Consider the following 17,540-nt stretch of genomic DNA (forward strand, 5'->3'; position numbering starts at 1 on the left):
CCCGACACTGTAGCGGAGGGGTGGGCGCGCCCCGCGCCGTGTGACGCCGCCGGTCAGCTCAGCGAGACCAGGCTCTCGACGCCGAGGACGAGCTGCACGTCGAGCGAGAGCGCCGCCGAGAGGCAGAGGGCCGCCGCGAGCAGTCCGACGAGCGCCGGGAGCCCCCGGCGGCGCCCGAGCAGGACGGCGGCGACGAAGCAGGCGACCGGCAGCACCAGGCCGAGCAGGAGCACCGCCCAGCCCGTCGGATTCAGATCGGTGCCGAGGGAGGCCGCGTAGCTGCGCAGGCCGATCAGGTTGCCGACCGCCTCCCAGACGTCCCAGGCGAAGAAGAGCGCGAACACCACGGCGGCGAGGACGGAGGCGGCCAGGCGCCGGCCGGGCCGGTCGCGCCGGCCGGTCCCGCCGAGGGTGGCCCGGGTCGAGTCGGTCATCAGGCCCCCTTCAGGAACGGCAGCGGAGCGAGGAGGACGAGTCCGGCGACCAGCCAGAGCACGCGGATGCGCACCCGGGCGTCGCGGGTGGCGAGGAGCGCCACGGCGAACCACACCGGCGGCGCCAGGACCGCCAGCCAGAGCCCGAGCGAGTAGAGGGCGCCGCCGAGCGCATCGCCCGCGAAGCCGGCCGTGGCGACCGGCGACTGCCGCGTCGCCGTGATCGCCCAGGCGATGGCGTACAGGAGGTAGAGGCCGGCCGCGATGCCCGCGGCGATCAGCAGAGCGGACGAGGACGCGGCCTCGTCGGCGGGGTCCTCGACCTCGGGGTCGTCGTCGTCCGAGCCGTCGTCCGCCGGGCCCGCCCCCGCGACCGCGCGGGGCGTCCGGCGCACGCGCGCCGTCCCCGCGGCGAGCGTCGGGTCCGCGCCCTCGCCCGCCCACTCCAGGGCCTCGTCGTCGGCGTCGTCCTCCGGGCCGGCGTCCGGCCCGCGGTCCACCGGCGGGGTCGCCGCGTCGTCGTCCTCCGGGGAGCGGCCCGGTCCACCATCGATCACCGCAACACCCTAGCCGCGCGCACCTCGCAGGAGGCTCGGAGCCCGCCGCCGCCTCCCCGACACCCGGCGGACACCCCGCGTCCTCCCCCGGGGGCGAGGCTGAACGGATGGACGACCGCCGCCGCCGCTTCGTCGCCCTCGGCGACTCCTTCACGGAGGGGGTCGGCGACCCGCACCCGCGCCTGCCGAACGGAGTGCGCGGCTGGGCCGACCGCGTCGCCGAGCGCCTGGCGAAGGCCGAGCCGGGCTGGGAGTACGCGAACCTCGCCGTCCGCTCGAAGCGCCTCGCCCAGATCACCGAGGACCAGCTCGCGCCCGCCCTCGCGCTCCGCCCCACCCTGATCACGCTGTACGCCGGCGGCAACGACATCCTCGACCTCGGCACCGACACCGTCGATCTGATCACCCGCTACGAGGCGCTCGTCGACGCGCTCGCGACCACCGGCGCCTCCCTCGTGCTCTTCACCGGCGTCGACATCCCGGGACTGCCCGCCCCGCGGATGTTCCTGCGCCGCAACCACCTCTACAACAGCGCCGTCCGCCGGATCGCCCGCGAGCGGGGCGCGATCCTCGTCGACTACTGGGCGATGCGGGAGTTCCACTCCCCCGTGCTCTGGTCGCCCGACCGGATGCACCTCTCCAAGCGCGGGCACCGCGTCCTGGCCGGCCGAGTGCTCGACACGCTCGGCGTGCCGCACACGATCTCGACCGGGCCCTGGGACGCCCCCGAGCCGCTCCGCCTCCGCGCGCGGCTGCGCGAGCAGCGCCGCTGGGCCGCCGACTGGGTCCTCCCCCTCGTCGGCCGCAAGCTGCGCCGGGTCACGCTCGGCGACCACCTCTCGCCCCGGTGGCCGGACCCCGTCCTCGTCCCGCCGAAGGGCGGTCTCCGCCGTCTCGTCCGCGAGCTCGAGCGGTAGTCGCGCCCCGGACGCGGAGGAGCCCCGGCCCGGCGAGGGGATCCCGGTGGACGGGTCCCTCGTCGGGCCGGGGCTCCCCCGGTCGACGCGGTGCGACTAGCGCGCGACGCTGCCGTCGGTGTAGTCCTCGTCGGTCTGCTTCCAGGCGAAGAGCTTGCGCAGCTCGCGGCCGGTCTCCTCGATCGGGTGCTTCTCGCCCTTGGCGCGCAGCTCCTGGAACTCGGGTCCGCCCGCGTCCTGGTCGCCGATGAAGCGCTTCGCGAAGGCGCCGCTCTGGATGTCGCCGAGGACGGCCTTCATGTTCTCCTTCACGCGCGGGTCGATGACGCGCGGGCCGGAGACGTAGTCGCCGTACTCGGCGGTGTCGGAGACGCTCCAGCGCTGCTTGGCGATGCCGCCCTCCCACATGAGGTCGACGATGAGCTTGAGCTCGTGCAGCACCTCGAAGTAGGCGATCTCGGGCTGGTAGCCGGCCTCGACGAGGGTCTCGAAGCCGTACTGGACGAGCTGCGAGGTGCCGCCGCAGAGGACGGCCTGCTCGCCGAACAGGTCGGTCTCGGTCTCCTCGGTGAAGGTGGTCTTGATGACGCCGGCGCGGGTGCCGCCGATGGCCTTCGCGTAGGACTTCGCGGTCTCCCAGGCGGTGCCGGTCGCGTCGTTCTCGACGGCGATGATGTCCGGGATGCCGCGGCCGGCGACGAACTCGCGGCGCACGGTGTGGCCGGGGGCCTTCGGCGCGATGAGGATGACGTCGACGCCCGCGGGCGCCTCGATGTAGCCGAAGCGGATGTTGAAGCCGTGCGCGAAGGCGAGGGTCTTGCCCTCGGTCAGCGCGGACGCGATCTGCTCGCTGTAGATCGCGCGCTGGTGCTGGTCCGGCGCGAGGATCATGATCAGGTCGGCCCAGGCCGCGGCGTCGGCGACGCTCTTGACCTCGAAGCCGTCGTCCTCGGCCTTGGCGGTCGACTTCGACCCCTCCTTCAGCGCGATGACGACCTGGACGCCGGAGTCGCGGAGGTTCTGCGCGTGCGCGTGGCCCTGCGAGCCGTAGCCGACGATCGCGACCTTCTTGGACTGGATGATGGAGAGGTCGGCGTCGGCGTCGTAGATGAGCTCGGTCACGTGGTGAGTCCTTTTCTGTAGTGGAGAGTTCGCGGTCAGTTCTTGAAGACGCGCTCGGTGATCGACTTGGAGCCGCGCCCGATGGCGAGCAGGCCCGACTGCGCGATCTCCTTGATGCCGTAGGGCTCGATCACCCGCAGGAACGCGTTGGTCTTGCCGGTGTCGCCGGTGACCTCGATCACCAGGGCGTCCGTCGCGACGTCGACCACGCGGGCGCGGAAGAGCGTGACGGCCTCGAGCACCTGCGAGCGCGTGACGTTGTCGACGCGGACCTTGACGAGCAGGTGCTCGCGCTGGACCGACTGGTCGGTGTCGAGCTCGACGATCTTGATCACGTTGACGAGCTTGTTGAGCTGCTTCGTGACCTGCTCGAGCGGCAGGTCCTCGACGTCCACGGCGACCGTGATGCGCGAGAGCCCGGCCAGCTCGGTCGGACCGACCGCCAGCGACTCGATGTTGAAGCCGCGGCGGGCGAACAGCCCGGCGACACGGGTGAGCAGTCCCGGCTTGTCCTCGACGAGCAGGGAGAGAACGTGGTGCGTCATGCGGGTCTACTCCTCGTCGTCCCAGGTCGGGCTGTGGTCTCGGGCGTACTGGACGTAGCTGTTGGACACGCCCTGCGGGACCATCGGCCAGACCATGGAGTCGCGGCTGACGACGAAGTCGATGACCACGGGCCGGTCGTTGGTGGCGATGGCGAGACGGATGGCGTCGTCGATCTCCTCCGGCTTCGTGACGCGGATGCCGAGCGCGCCGTAGGCGTCGGCGAGCTTCACGAAGTCGGGCACCCGGACGGTGTCGTGACCCGTGTTGAGGTCGGTGTTGGAGTAGCGGCCCTCGTAGAACAAGGTCTGCCACTGGCGCACCATGCCGAGCGAGGAGTTGTTGATCACCGCGACCTTGATCGGGATGTCGTTGATCGTGCAGGTGGCGAGCTCCTGATTGGTCATCTGGAAGCAGCCGTCGCCGTCGATCGCCCACACGGTGCGCTCGGGCTCGCCGACCTTGGCGCCCATCGCCGCGGGCACGGAGTAGCCCATGGTGCCGGCGCCGCCGGAGTTCAGCCACGAGTTGGGGCGCTCGTACTTGATGAACTGCGCCGCCCACATCTGGTGCTGGCCGACGCCGGAGGCGAAGACGCCCTCGGGGCCGGTGATCTCGCCGATGCGCTTGATGACGTACTGCGGCGAGAGCAGGCCGTCGTTCGGCTCGGTGTAGCCGAGCGGGAACTCCGTCTGCAGGCCCTTGAGGTAGCTCCACCACTCGGAGGTGTCGGCGCGGCCGTCGGCGGAGGCCTTGGCGAACGCGTCGGTGAGGTCCGGGAGGACGTCCTTGAGGTCGCCCACGATCGGCACGTCGGCGGTGCGGATCTTGGAGATCTCGGCCGGGTCGATGTCGACGTGCACGACCTTGGCGTGGGGCGCGAAGAGCGCCGCCTTGCCGGTCACGCGGTCGTCGAAGCGCGAGCCCAGCGCGAGGATCAGGTCCGCCTCCTGCAGCGCGAGCACCGCGGGGACGGTGCCGTGCATGCCGGGCATGCCCAGGTGCTGCTCGTGCGAGTCCGGGAACGCTCCGCGCGCCATCAGCGTGGTCACCACGGGGGCGCCGCAGGCCTCGGCGAACGCCTTCAGCTCGGCGGCCGCGCGGGCGCGGATGATGCCGCCGCCCACGTAGAGCACCGGCTTCCGCGACTCGACCAGCAGCTGGGCCGCGGCCTGGATCTGCTTGCCGTGGGCCTTCGTGACCGGACGGTAGCCGGGCAGGTCGATCTTCGGCGGCCAGAGGAACGGCGCCTGGTCCTGCTGCGCGTCCTTCGTGATGTCGACCAGCACGGGGCCGGGGCGGCCGGTGGTGGCGATCAGCGCGGCGGAGGCGAGGGCCGAGGGGATGTCCTCGGGGCGCGTCACGAGGATGGAGTGCTTCGTGATCGGCATCGTGATGCCGACGATGTCCGCCTCCTGGAACGCGTCGGTCCCCATGAGCGTCGAGAACACCTGGCCGGTGATCGCGAGCATCGGGACCGAGTCCATGTAGGCGTCCGCGATCGCGGTGACCAGGTTGGTCGCTCCGGGGCCCGAGGTCGCGATGCAGACGCCGAGCTTGCCGGTCGCCGAGGCGTAGCCCTCGGCGGCGTGGCCGGCGCCCTGCTCGTGGCGGACCAGGATGTGCCGGATCTTCGAGGAGTCCATCAGCGGGTCGTAGACCGGGAGGATCGCGCCGCCGGGCAGGCCGAAGACGTCCTCGATCCCGAGCATCTCGAGCGAGCGGACGACCGCCTGCGCTCCGGTGAGGACCTCGGCCGCGGGGGCGGCCCCGGGAGCGTGGGCGGGTCGGGGTGGCTGGGGCGTCGGTGCGGGCTGCACGGCGGACGGATCCGGAGTCATGCGGGTGTCGATTCCTTCAGGAGGTGGTGCGGCGGCGGGCAGAGCCGGAGGCGAGTGCCCGGGAACGCGAGTGCGCGGCCGGCCGGAGCGGGCCGGGTCACCCGGTGACGGCGCCCTCGGCTGCCGAGCGGACGAGCTTGGCGTACTTGGCGAGGACACCGCGGGTGTAGCGCGGAGGGAGAGGGGCCCAGCCTTCTCGGCGGGCGGCGAGCTCGGACTCGTCGACGAGTAGGTCGATCGAGCGAGCGGCGATGTCGACCCGAATCGGGTCTCCGTCGCGAACGAATGCGATGGGACCTGCGTCCACCGATTCGGGAGCTATGTGGCCGATGCACAGGCCGGTTGTGCCGCCTGAGAATCGTCCGTCCGTCAACAGTAGTACATCTTTTCCGAGCCCGGCCCCCTTGATGGCGGCGGTGATGGCGAGCATCTCGCGCATGCCGGGGCCGCCCTTGGGGCCCTCGTAGCGGATGACCACCACGTCGCCCTTCTCGATCCGGCCCTCGGTCAGAGCGTCCATCGCGGCGCGCTCGCGCTCGAACACACGGGCCGGACCCTCGAAGACGGAGGCGTCGAAGCCGGCGGTCTTGACGACCGCGCCCTCGGGGGCGAGCGAGCCCTTGAGGATGGTGAGCCCGCCGGTCGCGTGGATCGGGTTGTCGAGGGTGCGGATGACCTCGCCGTCCAGCGGTGCGATGTCCATCGCGGCGAGGTTCTCGGCGACCGTTCTCCCGGTGACCGTCAGGCAGTCGCCGTGGAGCAGCCCGGCGTCCAGGAGCGCCTTCATCACGGCCGGGACGCCGCCGTGGCGGTCGACGTCGTTCATGACGTACTTGCCGAAGGGCTTGAGGTCGCCGATGTGCGGGATCGTGTCGCCGATGCGGTTGAAGTCGTCGATCGTGAGGTCGACCTCGGCCTCGTTGGCGATCGCGAGCAGGTGCAGGATGACGTTGGTCGACCCGCCGAAGGCCATCGCCACCGCGATCGCGTTTTCGAACGCCTCCTTGGTGAGGATGTCGCGGGCCGTGGTGCCGTTGCGCAGCAGCTCGACGACGGCCTCGCCGGACTTGCGGGCGAAGTAGTCGCGGCGGCGGTCGGCGGCGGCGGGCGAGGCGGAGCCGGGCAGGCTCATGCCGAGCGCCTCGGCGACGCTGGCCATGGTGTTGGCGGTGTACATGCCGCCGCAGGATCCCTCGCCCGGGGCGAAGGCGCACTCGATGCGCTTGGCGTCCTCCTCGGACATGATCCCGGCCTTGACGCCGCCGACGGCCTCGAAGGAGTCGATGATCGTGATGTCCTTCTCGGTGCCGTCCGAGAGCTTGACCCAGCCCGGTGCGATCGAGCCGGCGTAGACGAACACGGCGGCGAGGTCGAGGCGGGCCGCGGCCATCAGCATGCCGGGCAGCGACTTGTCGCAGCCGGCCAGCATGACGGTGCCGTCCAGGCGCTCGGCCATCATCACGGTCTCGACGGAGTCGGCGATGACCTCGCGGGAGACGAGCGAGAAGTGCATGCCCTCGTGGCCCATCGAGATGCCGTCCGAGACGGAGATGGTGCCGAACTGGAGCGGGTAGCCGCCGCCGGAGTGCACGCCCTCCTTCGCGGAGCGCGCGAGGCGCTCGAGCGAGAGGTTGCAGGGGGTGATCTCGTTCCACGAGGACGCGATGCCGATCTGGGGCTTCTCCCAGTCGTCATCGCCCATCCCGACCGCCCGCAGCATCCCGCGCGACGTCGTGGCCTCGATGCCGTCCGTGACGGTGCGCGAGCGGGGCTTCCAATCGATTTCCGGCATGCGATGAGGCTACCGCCTCGCGCGCAGTGCCCCTGCTCGCCGGGCGGACCCGGACCGGCCCGCGCACCCGTTCCTGCCACGGCCTCCGGCAGCGGCACCGGACGCGGACGTCCCCGCGGATCTCCGACTCGTCGCGAACGGCCGCTCCCCGCGTCGGCGGACGGCCGTCCTCGGCGAGTCGGCGATCCGGGACCCGCCGGCGCTGACCGCCGGAAGGGGGCTGCTACTCCGCGCGCAGGTCGGCCAGCAGCCGGAGTGCGTGCGCGACCTGCTCGGGACCGCGGACCTGGTAGGAGGCCGCGGTGGTGCCCTCGCCGCTCTTGATGCCGACGTCGCCGGAGCCGAGGACCGCGAAGGCGTCCTCGTCCGTCACGTCGTCGCCCGCGTAGAGGACGGCGGTCGCGCCGGTGTAGCGGCGGAGGTGCTGCACGGCCTCGCCCTTGGTGGTCGAGCGGACCGAGAACTCCAGGACGTTCTTCCCCTCGCGGATGGTGACCCCCTGCACCTCGGCGCGCGCCTCGGAGAGGGCGACGACGTGGGCGACGCGGCTGTGGCGCTCGGTCGCGAGGCGGGTGTGCAGGGCGAAGCCGGCCGGCTTGTCCTCGATCCAGACGTTGTCGATCCCGCGGGCGATGCCCTTCAGGACGTCCTCGAGCACTCCCACCTTCTCGAGCTCGTCGTCGTCGAGCCGGACCGCGTCCTCCTCGGGGTCGAGGCGGATCTCGATGCCGTGGGAGCCGACCAGCAGCGCCTCGTCCGGCAGCTGCGAGACCTCCTCCAGGCTCCCGAGCGCCCGGCCGGAGACCAGCGCGACCCGGGTGCCGGGGAGGGCGAGGAGCCGCAGCACGGCCTCGCGCGCCTCGGGGAGCGCCCGCGCGCGGGCGGGGTCGTCGACCTCGGGCGCGAGGGTGCCGTCGAAGTCGAGGGCCACCAGGAGCCGATCGGTCGCGGCGAGCTCCCGCAGCGCCGCCGCGAGCCGCTCGGGCACTCCCTCGCTCATCGCGCGCCGCCGTCGAGCTCGCGGTCGTCGGCGGCCTCCCGCTCGAGCTCGGCCGCCTGTCCGTGGGCCGCGTCGTCGCGGTGCTCGGCCTCCTGGCCGTGCGGCGCCTCCTGCCCGCGGGCGGCGGGCCGCACGTCGAGCTGCTGGCCGGCCGCGTGCTCCGCGAGAGCGGAGAGGAACGACTCGGACCAGCGCGCCACGTCGTTCTCGAGCACGCGGCGACGGAGCGCGCGCATGCGCCGGGTGCGCTCGACGCGCGGCATCCGCGCCGAGGCCTCCATCGCGTCCTTCAGCCCCGAGATGTCGTGCGGGTTCACCTGCACGGCCTGCTTGAGCTCGTCGGCCGCTCCGGCGAACTCGCTCAGCACGAGCACGCCGTCGTTGTCGAAGCGGGACGCGACGTACTCCTTCGCGACGAGGTTCATCCCGTCGCGCAGCGCCGTGACGAGCATGACGTCGGCGGCGAGGTAGAGCGCCACCATCTCCTCGCGCGGGTAGCCGTGGTGGAGGTAGCTGATCGCCGGGTGCCCGAGCGTGCTGTAGTCGCCGTTGATCCGGCCGACCTGCAGCTCGATGTCGTCGCGCAGCTGCCGGTAGGTGTCCACGCGCTCGCGGCTCGGGCTCGCGACCTGCACCAGCACCGCGTCCTCGGAGGTGAGGCGGCCGTCCGCCAGGAGCTCGCCGAAGGCCTTCAGGCGGTGGCCGATCCCCTTGGTGTAGTCGAGCCGGTCGACGCCGAGCATGATCGTCGCGGGGTTGCCCAGCTCGGCGCGGATCTCGGCGGCGCGGGCCTGGAACTCGGGGGTGCGCGCCATCGCCTCGAACGACGCGGAGTCGATCGAGATCGGGAAGTGCCGGGCGACGACCGGGCGCACGCTCGCCCCGCGCCGCGAGCGGTTGACGCGGCGGGTGCCGCCGACGGCCTCCTCCTCGACCGGGACCTCGACGACCGTGCTGCGGGTGTCGTAGCCCAGCAGGCGCCGGACCGCGCGCAGGAAGCTGCCTGCGTCGCCCTGGCGCTGGAAGCCGATCACGTCGGCGCCGAGCAGGCCCTCGACGATCTGCCGGCGCCACGGGAGCTGCGCGAAGATCCCGTAGGGCGGGAACGGGATGTGGTTGAAGAAGCCGATCGTGACGTCGGGCCGGAGCTCCCGCAGCATCTTGGGCACGAGCTGGAGCTGGTAGTCCTGGACCCAGACCACGCCGTCCTCCTCCGTCACGGCCGCGGCCGCCTCGGCGAAGCGCTGGTTGACCCGCACGTAGGCGTCCCACCAGTCGCGGTGGTAGGTCGGGGGCGCGATCACGTCGTGGTACAGCGGCCAGAGCGTGTCGTTCGAGAAGCCCTCGTAGTAGTCCTCGAGCTCCTGCGCGCTGAGGGCGACGGGGACGATCTGCACGCCGTTGTCGACGAACGGGGCGACCTCCTCGTCGGCCACGCCGGGCCAGCCGACCCAGGCGCCCTCGTTCGCGCGCATCACGGGCTCGAGCGCGGTGACCAGCCCGCCGGGCGAGGTCTTCCAGGACGCGGTGCCGTCCTCGGCCACGACGCGGTCCACGGGGAGGCGGTTCGAGACGACCACGAACGCGTTGCGCTCGGTCCCTCCCGAGGTCCCGGCGTCGGTCCTGTCAGCGGCGGAGGAGGCGGAGGCGGAGTGCGGAGGAATGGTGGTCCCTTTTCGTCGGTCGAGCCGTCGTCGTGCCCGTCGAGGCTATCAGCCGGCCCCGCTCGGGGGACGGGGGATCAGCCCTGCACGAGGGCGAGGGCGAGCGTCGCTCCGCCCACCGTCGGGACGACCGCGACGAGTCCGAGGAGCGCGTACTGGCGCCACGAGACGTGCACGCCCAGCGCGGTCAGCCTCTGGTGCCAGAGCAGGGTGGCGAGCGAGGCCCACGGGGTGATCAACGGTCCGGCGTTCACGCCGATCAGCAGGGCGACCAGGCGGAGCGGATCCGCCGCGACGGGCTCGAGGGCGAGGTAGGCGGGCAGGTTGTCGACCAGGTTGGAGGCGACCGCGCCGGAGCCGGCGAGGCGCAGCAGGTCGAGCGTCCCGCTCCCCTCCCCCGCGACCACGGCGAGCGCCGCGCCCAGCCCGAGCTGGTGCGCCGCCTCCATCGCCACGAAGAGGCCCGCCGCGAAGACGACGAGCTGCCACGGCAGGAGGGCGGGCGTGAGCGCCGCGGGACGGCGCACCGCGAAGAGGACGATCAGCGCGACCGCGGCGACCGTCGCCGGGATCCACACCTCGAGGCCCGAGACGAGCGCCGGCAGGAGCAGCGCCACGACGGTCCCCGCGCCGATGAGCAGCACCCGGTCCTCCACCGGCGTCCGCTCCCCCGGGGTGTAGCGCCCGGCCAGCTCGCGCCGGTAGCGGATCGCGAGGATCAGCACGGGCACGACGGCCGCGACGAGCGCGGGCACCGCGGTCAGCGCGGCGAAGGCGAAGGGGCCCTCGACCCCCAGGCGCCGCTGCGCGAGCAGGTTGGTGAGGTTCGAGACGGGGAGGAGGAGGGAGGCGCAGTTCGCCAGCCAGACCGTGGCCATCGCGAACGGCAGGGGCGGGACGCGCACGTGCGCCGCGAGCAGGACCACGACCGGGGTCAGGAGCACGGCGGTCGTGTCGAGCGAGAGGAACACCGTGCTGACGACGGCCATCGCCACCACCAGCAGCCAGAGCACCGCGGTCCGCCCGCGGCCCCACTCGGCGGAGCGCTCGGCGACCACCGTGAACACGCCGGCCTCGGAGGCCAGCTCGGCAACCACGGTCACCGCGACCACGAAGCCGAGGATCGGCGCCGTCCGCTCGACCAGCTCGCCCAGCGCGTCCATCGGGAGGACCCCCGTGACGACGGCCACCGCCCCGACGACGAGCAGCACCGCCCCGATCACAGCCGTGCGCATGTCGTTCCCGTTCTCCTCGGCGTGCCCCGGCTCGAGGATTCGGGTCCCGGCGGCGGTCCACCGTAGCGGGACAACCCCTCGGTGCTGTCAAGCGTTCCTCTGAGAGCTTTCGCACCCGCTAGCGTCGGGGTGAACACGGGAGGCACACGCATGCGCAAGTTCATCCTCAACTCCAGCGTCATCAGCGCGATCGTCGGCGGCTGGTCGATCCTGCAGACCACGCGCAAGGGCCCGCGCGACTGGCGCCTGGCCCTCCAGTGGGTCAGCTGGGCCATCTCGGTCACCGTCGCCCTGGGCTCCGTGTCCTACGACTCGAAGGAGATCGTCAAGGAGGAGCGCGGCAAGAAGCGCGACCGCTAGGCCCTCCTGACGCGCCGCCTCCCCGCGGGGCGGCGTGTCAACCGGTCTCCCGACCCGGTGGCGGCGACACTGTTCCCAGTCGCTGCCGGCACGGGAAACGGGGTTCGTCATGAGGTTTCGTCTGAGGCGTCGCAAGGCGGCCCCCGAGGTCGTCGAGGCGGCCCCCGTCCTCACGCAGGACGAGCTCTTCGCCGTCGTCCACGAGCGCCTCGCGGCCTTCGTCGGATCCGAGGGCGCCTGGGTCGTCACGCGCCGCAGCCACGACGACCGCGACCCGATCTTCCACGGGATGCTCGCGCGCTCCCTCGCCCACGAGCTCTCCGCCGCCATCCAGGAGGAGCAGCTCCGCGCCGGCGCCGAGCGGACGTCGTCCCCGGTCACCGAGGCGATCCCCGTGATGCGCGCCTCCACTCCCCCGGTGGAGCCGGCCGCCCTCACCTGGGAGCCGAAGCCGATCGCCGTCTGGGCGGAGCCGGCCCCCGCCGACGTCGCCGTCGACACCCCCGTCGCGACCCGCTCCTGACCCGAGCGGTCGGCCGGCGGGCTCGCCCTCCGGCCGACCCGACGAGCGACGTCGCCCTTCCCGCTGATCGAGGAGGCGGCGCGGCCGCCGTCTCGAGATCCCCGTAGCCGCCCCTCCCCCGGCCGCCCGTCAGAGCGTCGGCCAGCTCCCGGGTCCCTCGCTGCCCGCCGGGTACTCGTCGAGCGGCACCCGGTCCGCGTGCCACGCGTCGATCGCGGGCTGCACGATGCGCCAGCACTCCTCTGCGGCGTCCCCGCGGACCGAGAGCGACGGGTCGTCGTCGAGGATCCCCGAGATGACCTCGCCGTACGCCAGCAGCTCGCCCGCGCCGAAGGTCGCCTCCAGCGAGGCGCGCTCGAGCGTGTACGGGTCGCCGGGGCCGTTGATGTTCAGCTCGAGCGACATCTGGTCGGGCGCGAGGAACAGCCGCAGCACGGACGGCGCCTCGGTGCCCACGAAGCCGCGGGGCAGGTGCGGCACCGGCTTGAAGCGGATGACCACTTCGCGCCGCCGCTCCCCGAGCGCCTTGCCGGAGCGGAGGGTGAACGGCACGCCGGCCCAGCGCCAGGTGTCGATCTCGACGACCAGCTCGGCCAGCGTCTCGGTCCGGCGAGCGGGGTCCACCCCCTTCTCGTCCGCGTAGGCGGGCAGCTCGCGTCCGTCGATCGTCCCCGCTGTGTAGCGGGCGCGGCGCGAGCTCGCGGCGGGGTCGTCGCCGTGCAGGCGGGTGGCGCGCAGGACGATCGACTTCGCGTCCCGGAGGTCGGCCGCGTCGAGCGAGGACGGCGGCTCCATCGCGATCACCGCGAGGACCTGCAGCAGGTGGCTCTGGATCATGTCGGTCAGCGCGCCCGCGCCGTCGTAGTAGCTCGCCCGCCCCTCGAGGGCCAGCTGCTCGTCGTAGACGATCTCGACGCTCTCGATGTGCTCGGCCGACCACAGCGGCTCGAGGATCCGGTTGGCGAAGCGCAGGCCGAGCACGTTCATCACGGTCGCGCGGCCGAGGAAGTGGTCGACGCGGTGGATGCGGTCCTCGGGGACCAGCGCGGCGAGGCGCTGGTTGAGGGCGTGCGCGCTCGCCTCGTCGGTCCCGAACGGCTTCTCCAGCGCCAGCACGGTGCCCTCCGGCAGGTCGTGGGCGGCGAGCGCCTCGCAGGCCTTCGCCGCGATCGCCGGCGGGAGGGCGAAGTAGACCGCCACCGGACCGGCGCAGCTCGCGAGCAGTGCGGCGAGCGCCTCCGGATCGGTGACGTCGACCTGCTGGTAGCGCGTGCCGGAGGTGAGCGCGTCCACGCCCTCGCCCTGCGCCTCGACGGTGGCGAAGGAGGCGGTCAGCACCTCGTGCCAGTGCTCCTGGGTCCAGTCCTCGCGTCCCGCGCCGACGAGGTGGACCCGCCGGTCGGTCTCGCGGGTCAGCAGCTGGCCGACGGCGGGGAGGAGGAGCCGCGAGGACAGGTCCCCCGTCGCTCCGAGGATGAGCAGGGTCGAGACGGTCTGTGCCATGCGGCTCACCCTACGGCGGCGCTGAAGAGCCCCGCTCCGCCTTGACTGGGAGGCCACAGCCGCACCTGAGAGGATCGCCGCATGGTCTCCCCGATCGAGGACTACGCCGTCCTCTCCGACTGCCGCACGGCCGCTCTCGTCTCCCGCGACGGGGGGATCGACTGGCTGTGCCTGCCGCGCTTCGACTCCGCCTCCGTCTTCGGCGCCCTCCTCGGCGGCGACGACCAGGGGCGCTGGTCGCTCCGGCCGGTGGACGGGGAGGCGACGAGCGAGCGCCACTACCTCGGCGACACGCTCGCGCTGGTCACCCGGTGGACGACGCCCACCGGCGTCGTCGAGGTGGTCGATGTGATGCCGCTGCGCGACGAGCGCGCCGAGCTGGTGCGCCGGGTGCGCGGAGTGTCGGGGACCGTCCGGATGCGGCAGGAGCTGCGCATCCGCTTCGACTACGCCCGCACCATGCCGTGGGTGCGGCAGGAGGGGACGGACGAGGATCCGCTGCTCGTCGCCGTCGCCGGGCCCGACGCGGTCGTGGTGCGCGGAGTGCGGTTGAAGGCCGTCGACCACGCCCACGCGGCGGAGTTCGACGTCGACGCGGACGCGGTCGTCGACCTCTCGATGGCGTGGTTCCCCTCGCACCAGCGGGCGCCGAAGCGCCTCGACGTCGACCGCGCGCTGGAGCGCACGCTCTCCTGGTGGTCCGAGTGGGCGTCGGCGATCGACTACGACGGGCCGCACCGCGACGCCGTCGTCCGCTCGCTGCTGACCCTCCGCGCCCTGACCGACGACGAGACCGGCGGCATCGTCGCGGCGGCGACCACCTCGCTCCCGGAGCAGTTCGGCGGCGCCCGCAACTGGGACTACCGCTACGTCTGGCTCCGCGACGCCTCGCTCACCCTGCAGGCCCTGCTCGCGCACGGGTTCGAGCAGGAGGCGCAGAAGTGGCGGGCCTGGCTGCTCCGCGCGGTCGCGGGCGCGCCGGAGGACGTGCAGATCATGTACGGCCTCGCCGGCGAGCGCGACCTGCCCGAGCGGGAGATGCCGAGCCTGCCCGGCTACGACGGCGCCTCCCCCGTGCGGATCGGGAACGCCGCCGTCGACCAGTACCAGGCGGACGTGATCGGCGAGGTGATGGTCGCTCTGCACGAGGCCCGCGTGGCCGGAGTGGACGAGACGGAGTTCTCCTGGCCGCTCCAGCGCGCGCTCCTGGGCTTCGTCGAGACCAACTGGCAGCGGCCGGACAACGGCATCTGGGAGATCCGGGGCGAGCCGCGGCACTTCACGCACTCGCGGGTCATGATCTGGGCCGCGCTCGATCGGGGCGTCCGCGCCGTGCGCGAGAACGGCCTGCCCGGTCCGGTCGAGACCTGGGAGCGCCTCCGCGACGAGGTGCGCGCCGAGATCGAGGCCCAGGGCTTCGACGCCGAGCGCGGCCACTTCGTGCAGTCCTACGGCTCGCCCGAGGTCGACGCGTCGCTCCTCGTGCTGCCGATGGTCGGGTTCGTCCCCGCCGACGACCCGCGGATGCTGGGCACCGTCGCCGAGCTGGAGCGCGTGCTCCTGCAGGACGGCCTGCTGCACCGCTACCGGACCGAGTCCTCGGTCGACGGCCTCGCCGGCGGCGAGCACCCGTTCCTCGCCTGCTCCTTCTGGCTCGTCCGGCAGTACGCCGACTCCGGCCGGATCGACGACGCGCGGACCCTGATGGACCGGCTCGTCGGGCTCTGCAACGACGTGGGCCTCCTCTCGGAGGAGTACGACGTCGAGGGCCGCCGGCACGCGGGGAACACTCCCCAGGCCCTCTCCCACCTCGCCCTGGTGCAGGCGGCCGACGCGATCGCGGCAGCCCGATGAGGCGCCGCCGCGTCGTTCTCGCGAGCATCGGCGGAGTCCTCGGAGTCGCGGTCCTCGGCTTCCTCACCTGGAGCTCGATCGTCAGCGGCCCCGACGAGGACGCCCTCGCCCGCGTGCGCGCCGATCCGGCGATCGCGGTCGAGCGCACGGACGACGCGCTCGTGATGACGCCGACCTCGACCGGTGAGCTGGCCGGCACGGGCCTGGTCTTCATCCCCGGAGCGAAGGTCGACGCCTCCTCCTACGAGGCGACCCTGGCTCCGCTGGTCGAGGCCGGGGCGACCGTCGTGATCACGCGGCCGATCCTGCACCTGGCCTTCTTCGACCTCCGCTCCCTCGAGAACTTCACCAGCCAGGCCGAGGGCGTCGACCGCTGGCTCGTCGGCGGCCACTCCCTCGGCGGCGTGAAGGCCTGCCAGTGGGCCGAGGACCCGGCGGTGGCGGGCCTGGTGCTGCTCGGCAGCTACTGCGCGAACGACCTCTCGGGCTCCGGGCTCCCCGTCCTCAGCGTCAGCGGATCGGAGGACGGGCTCAGCACGCCGGAGAAGGTCGCCGACGCGAGCGTCCGGCTGCCCTCCTCCGCCGACCTCGTCGAGATCGACGGCGCCAACCACGCCGACTTCGGCTGGTACGGGCCGCAGGCGGGCGACGGCGAGGCGACCATCAGCCATGAGGAGGCGGACGCCCGCATCGCCGAGGCCCTCCTGGGCTTCAGCCGCGAGGTCGGCTGAGTCGCCCGCTCCCGCTTGACCTCGAGCGCACTCGAAGTCGTAGGTTGACGCCATGTCCACCGCCACCGCCGCCCCGGCCGAGCCGGAGGTACTGTCGATCTCGCAGGTCGCCGCCGTCACCGGTCTCACCGTGCACACCCTGCGCTACTACGAGCGCGCCGGGCTCATGCTCGACCCGGTCGAGCGCGCCTCGACGCAGCACCGCCGCTACTGGCCGGCCGACGTCGGCTGGGTCGACTTCCTCACCAAGCTCCGCGGGACCGGGATGCCGATCGCGAGGATCCGCGAGTACGCCCGGCTCCTCCGGATCGGGCCCGCCACGGAGCCGGAGCGCCTCGCGCTGCTCCGGACGCACCGCGAGGAGGTCGAGGCGCAGCTCGCCCGGACACACGCCAGCCTCGCCGCGATCGACATCAAGATCGCGGCGTACCAGGAGAGGACCACCCACTGATGAAGACGATCACCCTCGGATCCGACGTCGCCGCTCTCGAGGTCTCGCGCCTCGGTCTCGGCGCGATGGGCATGTCGGCGTTCTACACCGGCGCCGGCACCGACGACGCGGAGTCGATCCGCACCGTGCACCGCGCCCTCGATCTCGGCGTCACGTTCCTCGACACCGCCGAGATCTACGGCCCGTACACCAACGAGGAGCTGCTCGGCCGCGCGCTGGCAGGCCGCCGCGACGAGGTGGTGCTGGCGAGCAAGTTCGGCATGATCCGCCACCGCGGCGACGGGGGCCGCGGACTCGACGGCTCCCCGGAGAACCTGCGGCTCGCCGTCGAGGGCTCGCTCGCGCGCCTCGGCACCGACCGCATCGACCTCTACTACCAGCACCGCATGGACCCGGGCGTCCCGGTCGAGGAGACCGCCGGGGCCTTCGCGGAGCTGATCCAGGAGGGCAAGCTCCGCGGCTACGGCCTCTCGGAGGCGGCGCCCGCGACGATCCGGCGCGCTCACGCCGTGCACCCGGTCACCGCTGTGCAGTCCGAGTACTCGCTGTGGACCCGCGACCCCGAGGCGGAGGTGCTGCCGGTCCTCCGCGAGCTCGGCATCGGCTTCGTCCCGTACTCGCCGCTGGGCCGCGGCTTCCTCACGGGCAGCATCCGCTCGGTCGCCGAGCTGGGCAGCGACGACTTCCGCCGCGACAACCCCCGCTTCGCCGACGGAGCGCTGGAGGCGAACCTCCGCATCGTGGAGGCCGTCGACCGTGTGGCGGCAGAGGCGGACGCGACCGCCGCGCAGGTGGCGCTCGCCTGGCTGCTCGCCCAGGGCGAGGACATCGCTCCGATCCCGGGCACCAAGCGCGTCTCGCGCATCGAGGAGAACGCGGCCGCGGACGCCCTCGTGCTGACCGCGGAGCAGCTCGACGTCCTCGGCGCGCTCGAGGCCCCCGTCGGCGACCGCTACGCCGACATGAGCTCCGTGAACCGCTGACCGCTCTGCGGGACGCCGCTCGCCGCGCGC

General features: G+C 72.9%; 17 protein-coding genes. 7 read left to right on the top strand and 10 right to left on the bottom strand.

All coding sequences use genetic code 11. The features are described from left to right. Positions 1–53: 53 nt before the first annotated feature. Entirely contained in the window at positions 54–434 is a 381-nt protein-coding gene (locus tag C5C56_RS05560; protein ID WP_104319217.1) for a hypothetical protein, read from the bottom strand. Continuing rightward, positions 434–991 carry a hypothetical protein gene (locus C5C56_RS05565; RefSeq protein ID WP_104272733.1) on the bottom strand — a complete coding sequence of 186 codons (558 nt, stop codon included), beginning with the start codon at positions 989–991 and terminating at the stop codon, positions 434–436. The genes C5C56_RS05560 and C5C56_RS05565 overlap by 1 nt, the downstream gene beginning before the upstream one ends. A 107-nt stretch (positions 992–1,098) precedes the next feature. Here C5C56_RS05565 and C5C56_RS05570 point away from each other — a divergent pair, with 107 nt between their 5' ends. Then, on the top strand, positions 1,099–1,908 hold the full coding sequence (locus C5C56_RS05570; RefSeq protein WP_104223538.1) for an SGNH/GDSL hydrolase family protein: 810 nt from the start codon (positions 1,099–1,101) through the stop codon (positions 1,906–1,908). A gap of 96 nt (positions 1,909–2,004) precedes the next feature. Here the strand turns inward: C5C56_RS05570 and ilvC are convergent, their stop codons facing one another. The 7 genes from ilvC to C5C56_RS05605 all read right to left on the bottom strand — a co-directional run bounded on the left by ilvC (position 2,005) and on the right by C5C56_RS05605 (position 11,105). Then, positions 2,005–3,030, bottom strand: a complete 1,026-nt coding sequence (ilvC, locus tag C5C56_RS05575; protein WP_104223539.1) for a ketol-acid reductoisomerase — start codon at positions 3,028–3,030, stop codon at positions 2,005–2,007. A gap of 35 nt (positions 3,031–3,065) precedes the next feature. Further along, positions 3,066–3,575 carry an acetolactate synthase small subunit gene (gene ilvN, locus C5C56_RS05580; RefSeq protein ID WP_104223540.1) on the bottom strand — a complete coding sequence of 170 codons (510 nt, stop codon included), beginning with the start codon at positions 3,573–3,575 and terminating at the stop codon, positions 3,066–3,068. Positions 3,576–3,581: 6 nt separating this feature from the next. After that, entirely contained in the window at positions 3,582–5,414 is a 1,833-nt protein-coding gene (locus C5C56_RS05585; protein WP_104283817.1) for an acetolactate synthase large subunit, read from the bottom strand. 97 nt (positions 5,415–5,511) lie between these two features. Next, a complete protein-coding gene (gene ilvD / locus C5C56_RS05590) occupies positions 5,512–7,206 on the bottom strand; it encodes a dihydroxy-acid dehydratase (protein ID WP_104233215.1) in 1,695 nt (564 codons plus the stop codon). 223 nt (positions 7,207–7,429) lie between these two features. Then, entirely contained in the window at positions 7,430–8,206 is a 777-nt protein-coding gene (gene otsB / locus C5C56_RS05595; protein WP_104319218.1) for a trehalose-phosphatase, read from the bottom strand. Then, the gene (locus C5C56_RS05600; RefSeq protein ID WP_104319219.1) at positions 8,203–9,786 is read right to left on the bottom strand and encodes a trehalose-6-phosphate synthase; all 1,584 of its coding nucleotides are present in this window, start codon (positions 9,784–9,786) and stop codon (positions 8,203–8,205) included. The genes otsB and C5C56_RS05600 overlap by 4 nt, the downstream gene beginning before the upstream one ends. A 161-nt stretch (positions 9,787–9,947) precedes the next feature. Continuing rightward, on the bottom strand, positions 9,948–11,105 hold the full coding sequence (locus C5C56_RS05605) for an SLC13 family permease (RefSeq protein ID WP_104247451.1): 1,158 nt from the start codon (positions 11,103–11,105) through the stop codon (positions 9,948–9,950). Positions 11,106–11,255: 150 nt separating this feature from the next. On the opposite strand from C5C56_RS05605, the gene C5C56_RS05610 reads away from it, so the two are divergent. After that, positions 11,256–11,465, top strand: coding sequence for a hypothetical protein (locus C5C56_RS05610; RefSeq protein WP_104223546.1), 210 nt, complete (start codon positions 11,256–11,258; stop codon positions 11,463–11,465). A gap of 109 nt (positions 11,466–11,574) precedes the next feature. Further along, positions 11,575–11,988 (top strand): hypothetical protein, encoded by a 414-nt coding sequence (locus C5C56_RS05615; RefSeq protein ID WP_104233213.1) that lies wholly within the window; start codon positions 11,575–11,577, stop codon positions 11,986–11,988. Between the two features lie 129 nt (positions 11,989–12,117). Here the strand turns inward: C5C56_RS05615 and C5C56_RS05620 are convergent, their stop codons facing one another. Continuing rightward, positions 12,118–13,491 carry a glucose-6-phosphate dehydrogenase gene (locus C5C56_RS05620; RefSeq protein WP_181065465.1) on the bottom strand — a complete coding sequence of 458 codons (1,374 nt, stop codon included), beginning with the start codon at positions 13,489–13,491 and terminating at the stop codon, positions 12,118–12,120. A gap of 81 nt (positions 13,492–13,572) precedes the next feature. On the opposite strand from C5C56_RS05620, the gene C5C56_RS05625 reads away from it, so the two are divergent. From C5C56_RS05625 to C5C56_RS05640, 4 genes are read left to right on the top strand one after another with little or no spacing between them, the layout of a single operon-like run. Beyond that, on the top strand, positions 13,573–15,345 hold the full coding sequence (locus tag C5C56_RS05625; protein WP_104223549.1) for a glycoside hydrolase family 15 protein: 1,773 nt from the start codon (positions 13,573–13,575) through the stop codon (positions 15,343–15,345). Further along, positions 15,342–16,076 carry an alpha/beta hydrolase gene (locus C5C56_RS05630; protein ID WP_104319220.1) on the top strand — a complete coding sequence of 245 codons (735 nt, stop codon included), beginning with the start codon at positions 15,342–15,344 and terminating at the stop codon, positions 16,074–16,076. Before C5C56_RS05625 ends, C5C56_RS05630 begins: the two co-directional genes overlap by 4 nt. 52 nt (positions 16,077–16,128) lie before the next feature. Further along, on the top strand, positions 16,129–16,527 hold the full coding sequence (locus C5C56_RS05635) for a MerR family transcriptional regulator (protein WP_104319221.1): 399 nt from the start codon (positions 16,129–16,131) through the stop codon (positions 16,525–16,527). Beyond that, positions 16,527–17,510: an aldo/keto reductase gene (locus C5C56_RS05640; protein WP_104238158.1), complete on the top strand. Its 984-nt coding sequence runs from the start codon at positions 16,527–16,529 to the stop codon at positions 17,508–17,510. Before C5C56_RS05635 ends, C5C56_RS05640 begins: the two co-directional genes overlap by 1 nt. Positions 17,511–17,540 lie beyond the last annotated feature (30 nt).

Origin of the sequence: Rathayibacter sp. AY1D1 (assembly GCF_002932635.1) — a bacterium.
Taxonomy (GTDB): Bacteria; Actinomycetota; Actinomycetes; order Actinomycetales; family Microbacteriaceae; genus Rathayibacter.

Bases quoted from the DNA above. Each gene is read 5' to 3' on its own strand.
- ilvN (WP_104223540.1), bottom strand. From the start codon at position 3,575: ATGACGCACCACGTTCTCTCCCTGCTCGTCGAGGACAAGCCGGGACTG.
- C5C56_RS05625 (WP_104223549.1), top strand. From the start codon at position 13,573: ATGGTCTCCCCGATCGAGGACTACGCCGTCCTCTCCGACTGCCGCACG.
- C5C56_RS05620 (WP_181065465.1), bottom strand. From the start codon at position 13,491: ATGGCACAGACCGTCTCGACCCTGCTCATCCTCGGAGCGACGGGGGAC.
- otsB (WP_104319218.1), bottom strand. From the start codon at position 8,206: ATGAGCGAGGGAGTGCCCGAGCGGCTCGCGGCGGCGCTGCGGGAGCTC.
- C5C56_RS05610 (WP_104223546.1), top strand. From the start codon at position 11,256: ATGCGCAAGTTCATCCTCAACTCCAGCGTCATCAGCGCGATCGTCGGC.
- C5C56_RS05615 (WP_104233213.1), top strand. From the start codon at position 11,575: ATGAGGTTTCGTCTGAGGCGTCGCAAGGCGGCCCCCGAGGTCGTCGAG.
- C5C56_RS05630 (WP_104319220.1), top strand. From the start codon at position 15,342: ATGAGGCGCCGCCGCGTCGTTCTCGCGAGCATCGGCGGAGTCCTCGGA.
- C5C56_RS05635 (WP_104319221.1), top strand. From the start codon at position 16,129: ATGTCCACCGCCACCGCCGCCCCGGCCGAGCCGGAGGTACTGTCGATC.
- C5C56_RS05570 (WP_104223538.1), top strand. From the start codon at position 1,099: ATGGACGACCGCCGCCGCCGCTTCGTCGCCCTCGGCGACTCCTTCACG.
- C5C56_RS05560 (WP_104319217.1), bottom strand. From the start codon at position 434: ATGACCGACTCGACCCGGGCCACCCTCGGCGGGACCGGCCGGCGCGAC.
- C5C56_RS05585 (WP_104283817.1), bottom strand. From the start codon at position 5,414: ATGACTCCGGATCCGTCCGCCGTGCAGCCCGCACCGACGCCCCAGCCA.
- C5C56_RS05640 (WP_104238158.1), top strand. From the start codon at position 16,527: ATGAAGACGATCACCCTCGGATCCGACGTCGCCGCTCTCGAGGTCTCG.
- C5C56_RS05605 (WP_104247451.1), bottom strand. From the start codon at position 11,105: ATGCGCACGGCTGTGATCGGGGCGGTGCTGCTCGTCGTCGGGGCGGTG.
- ilvD (WP_104233215.1), bottom strand. From the start codon at position 7,206: ATGCCGGAAATCGATTGGAAGCCCCGCTCGCGCACCGTCACGGACGGC.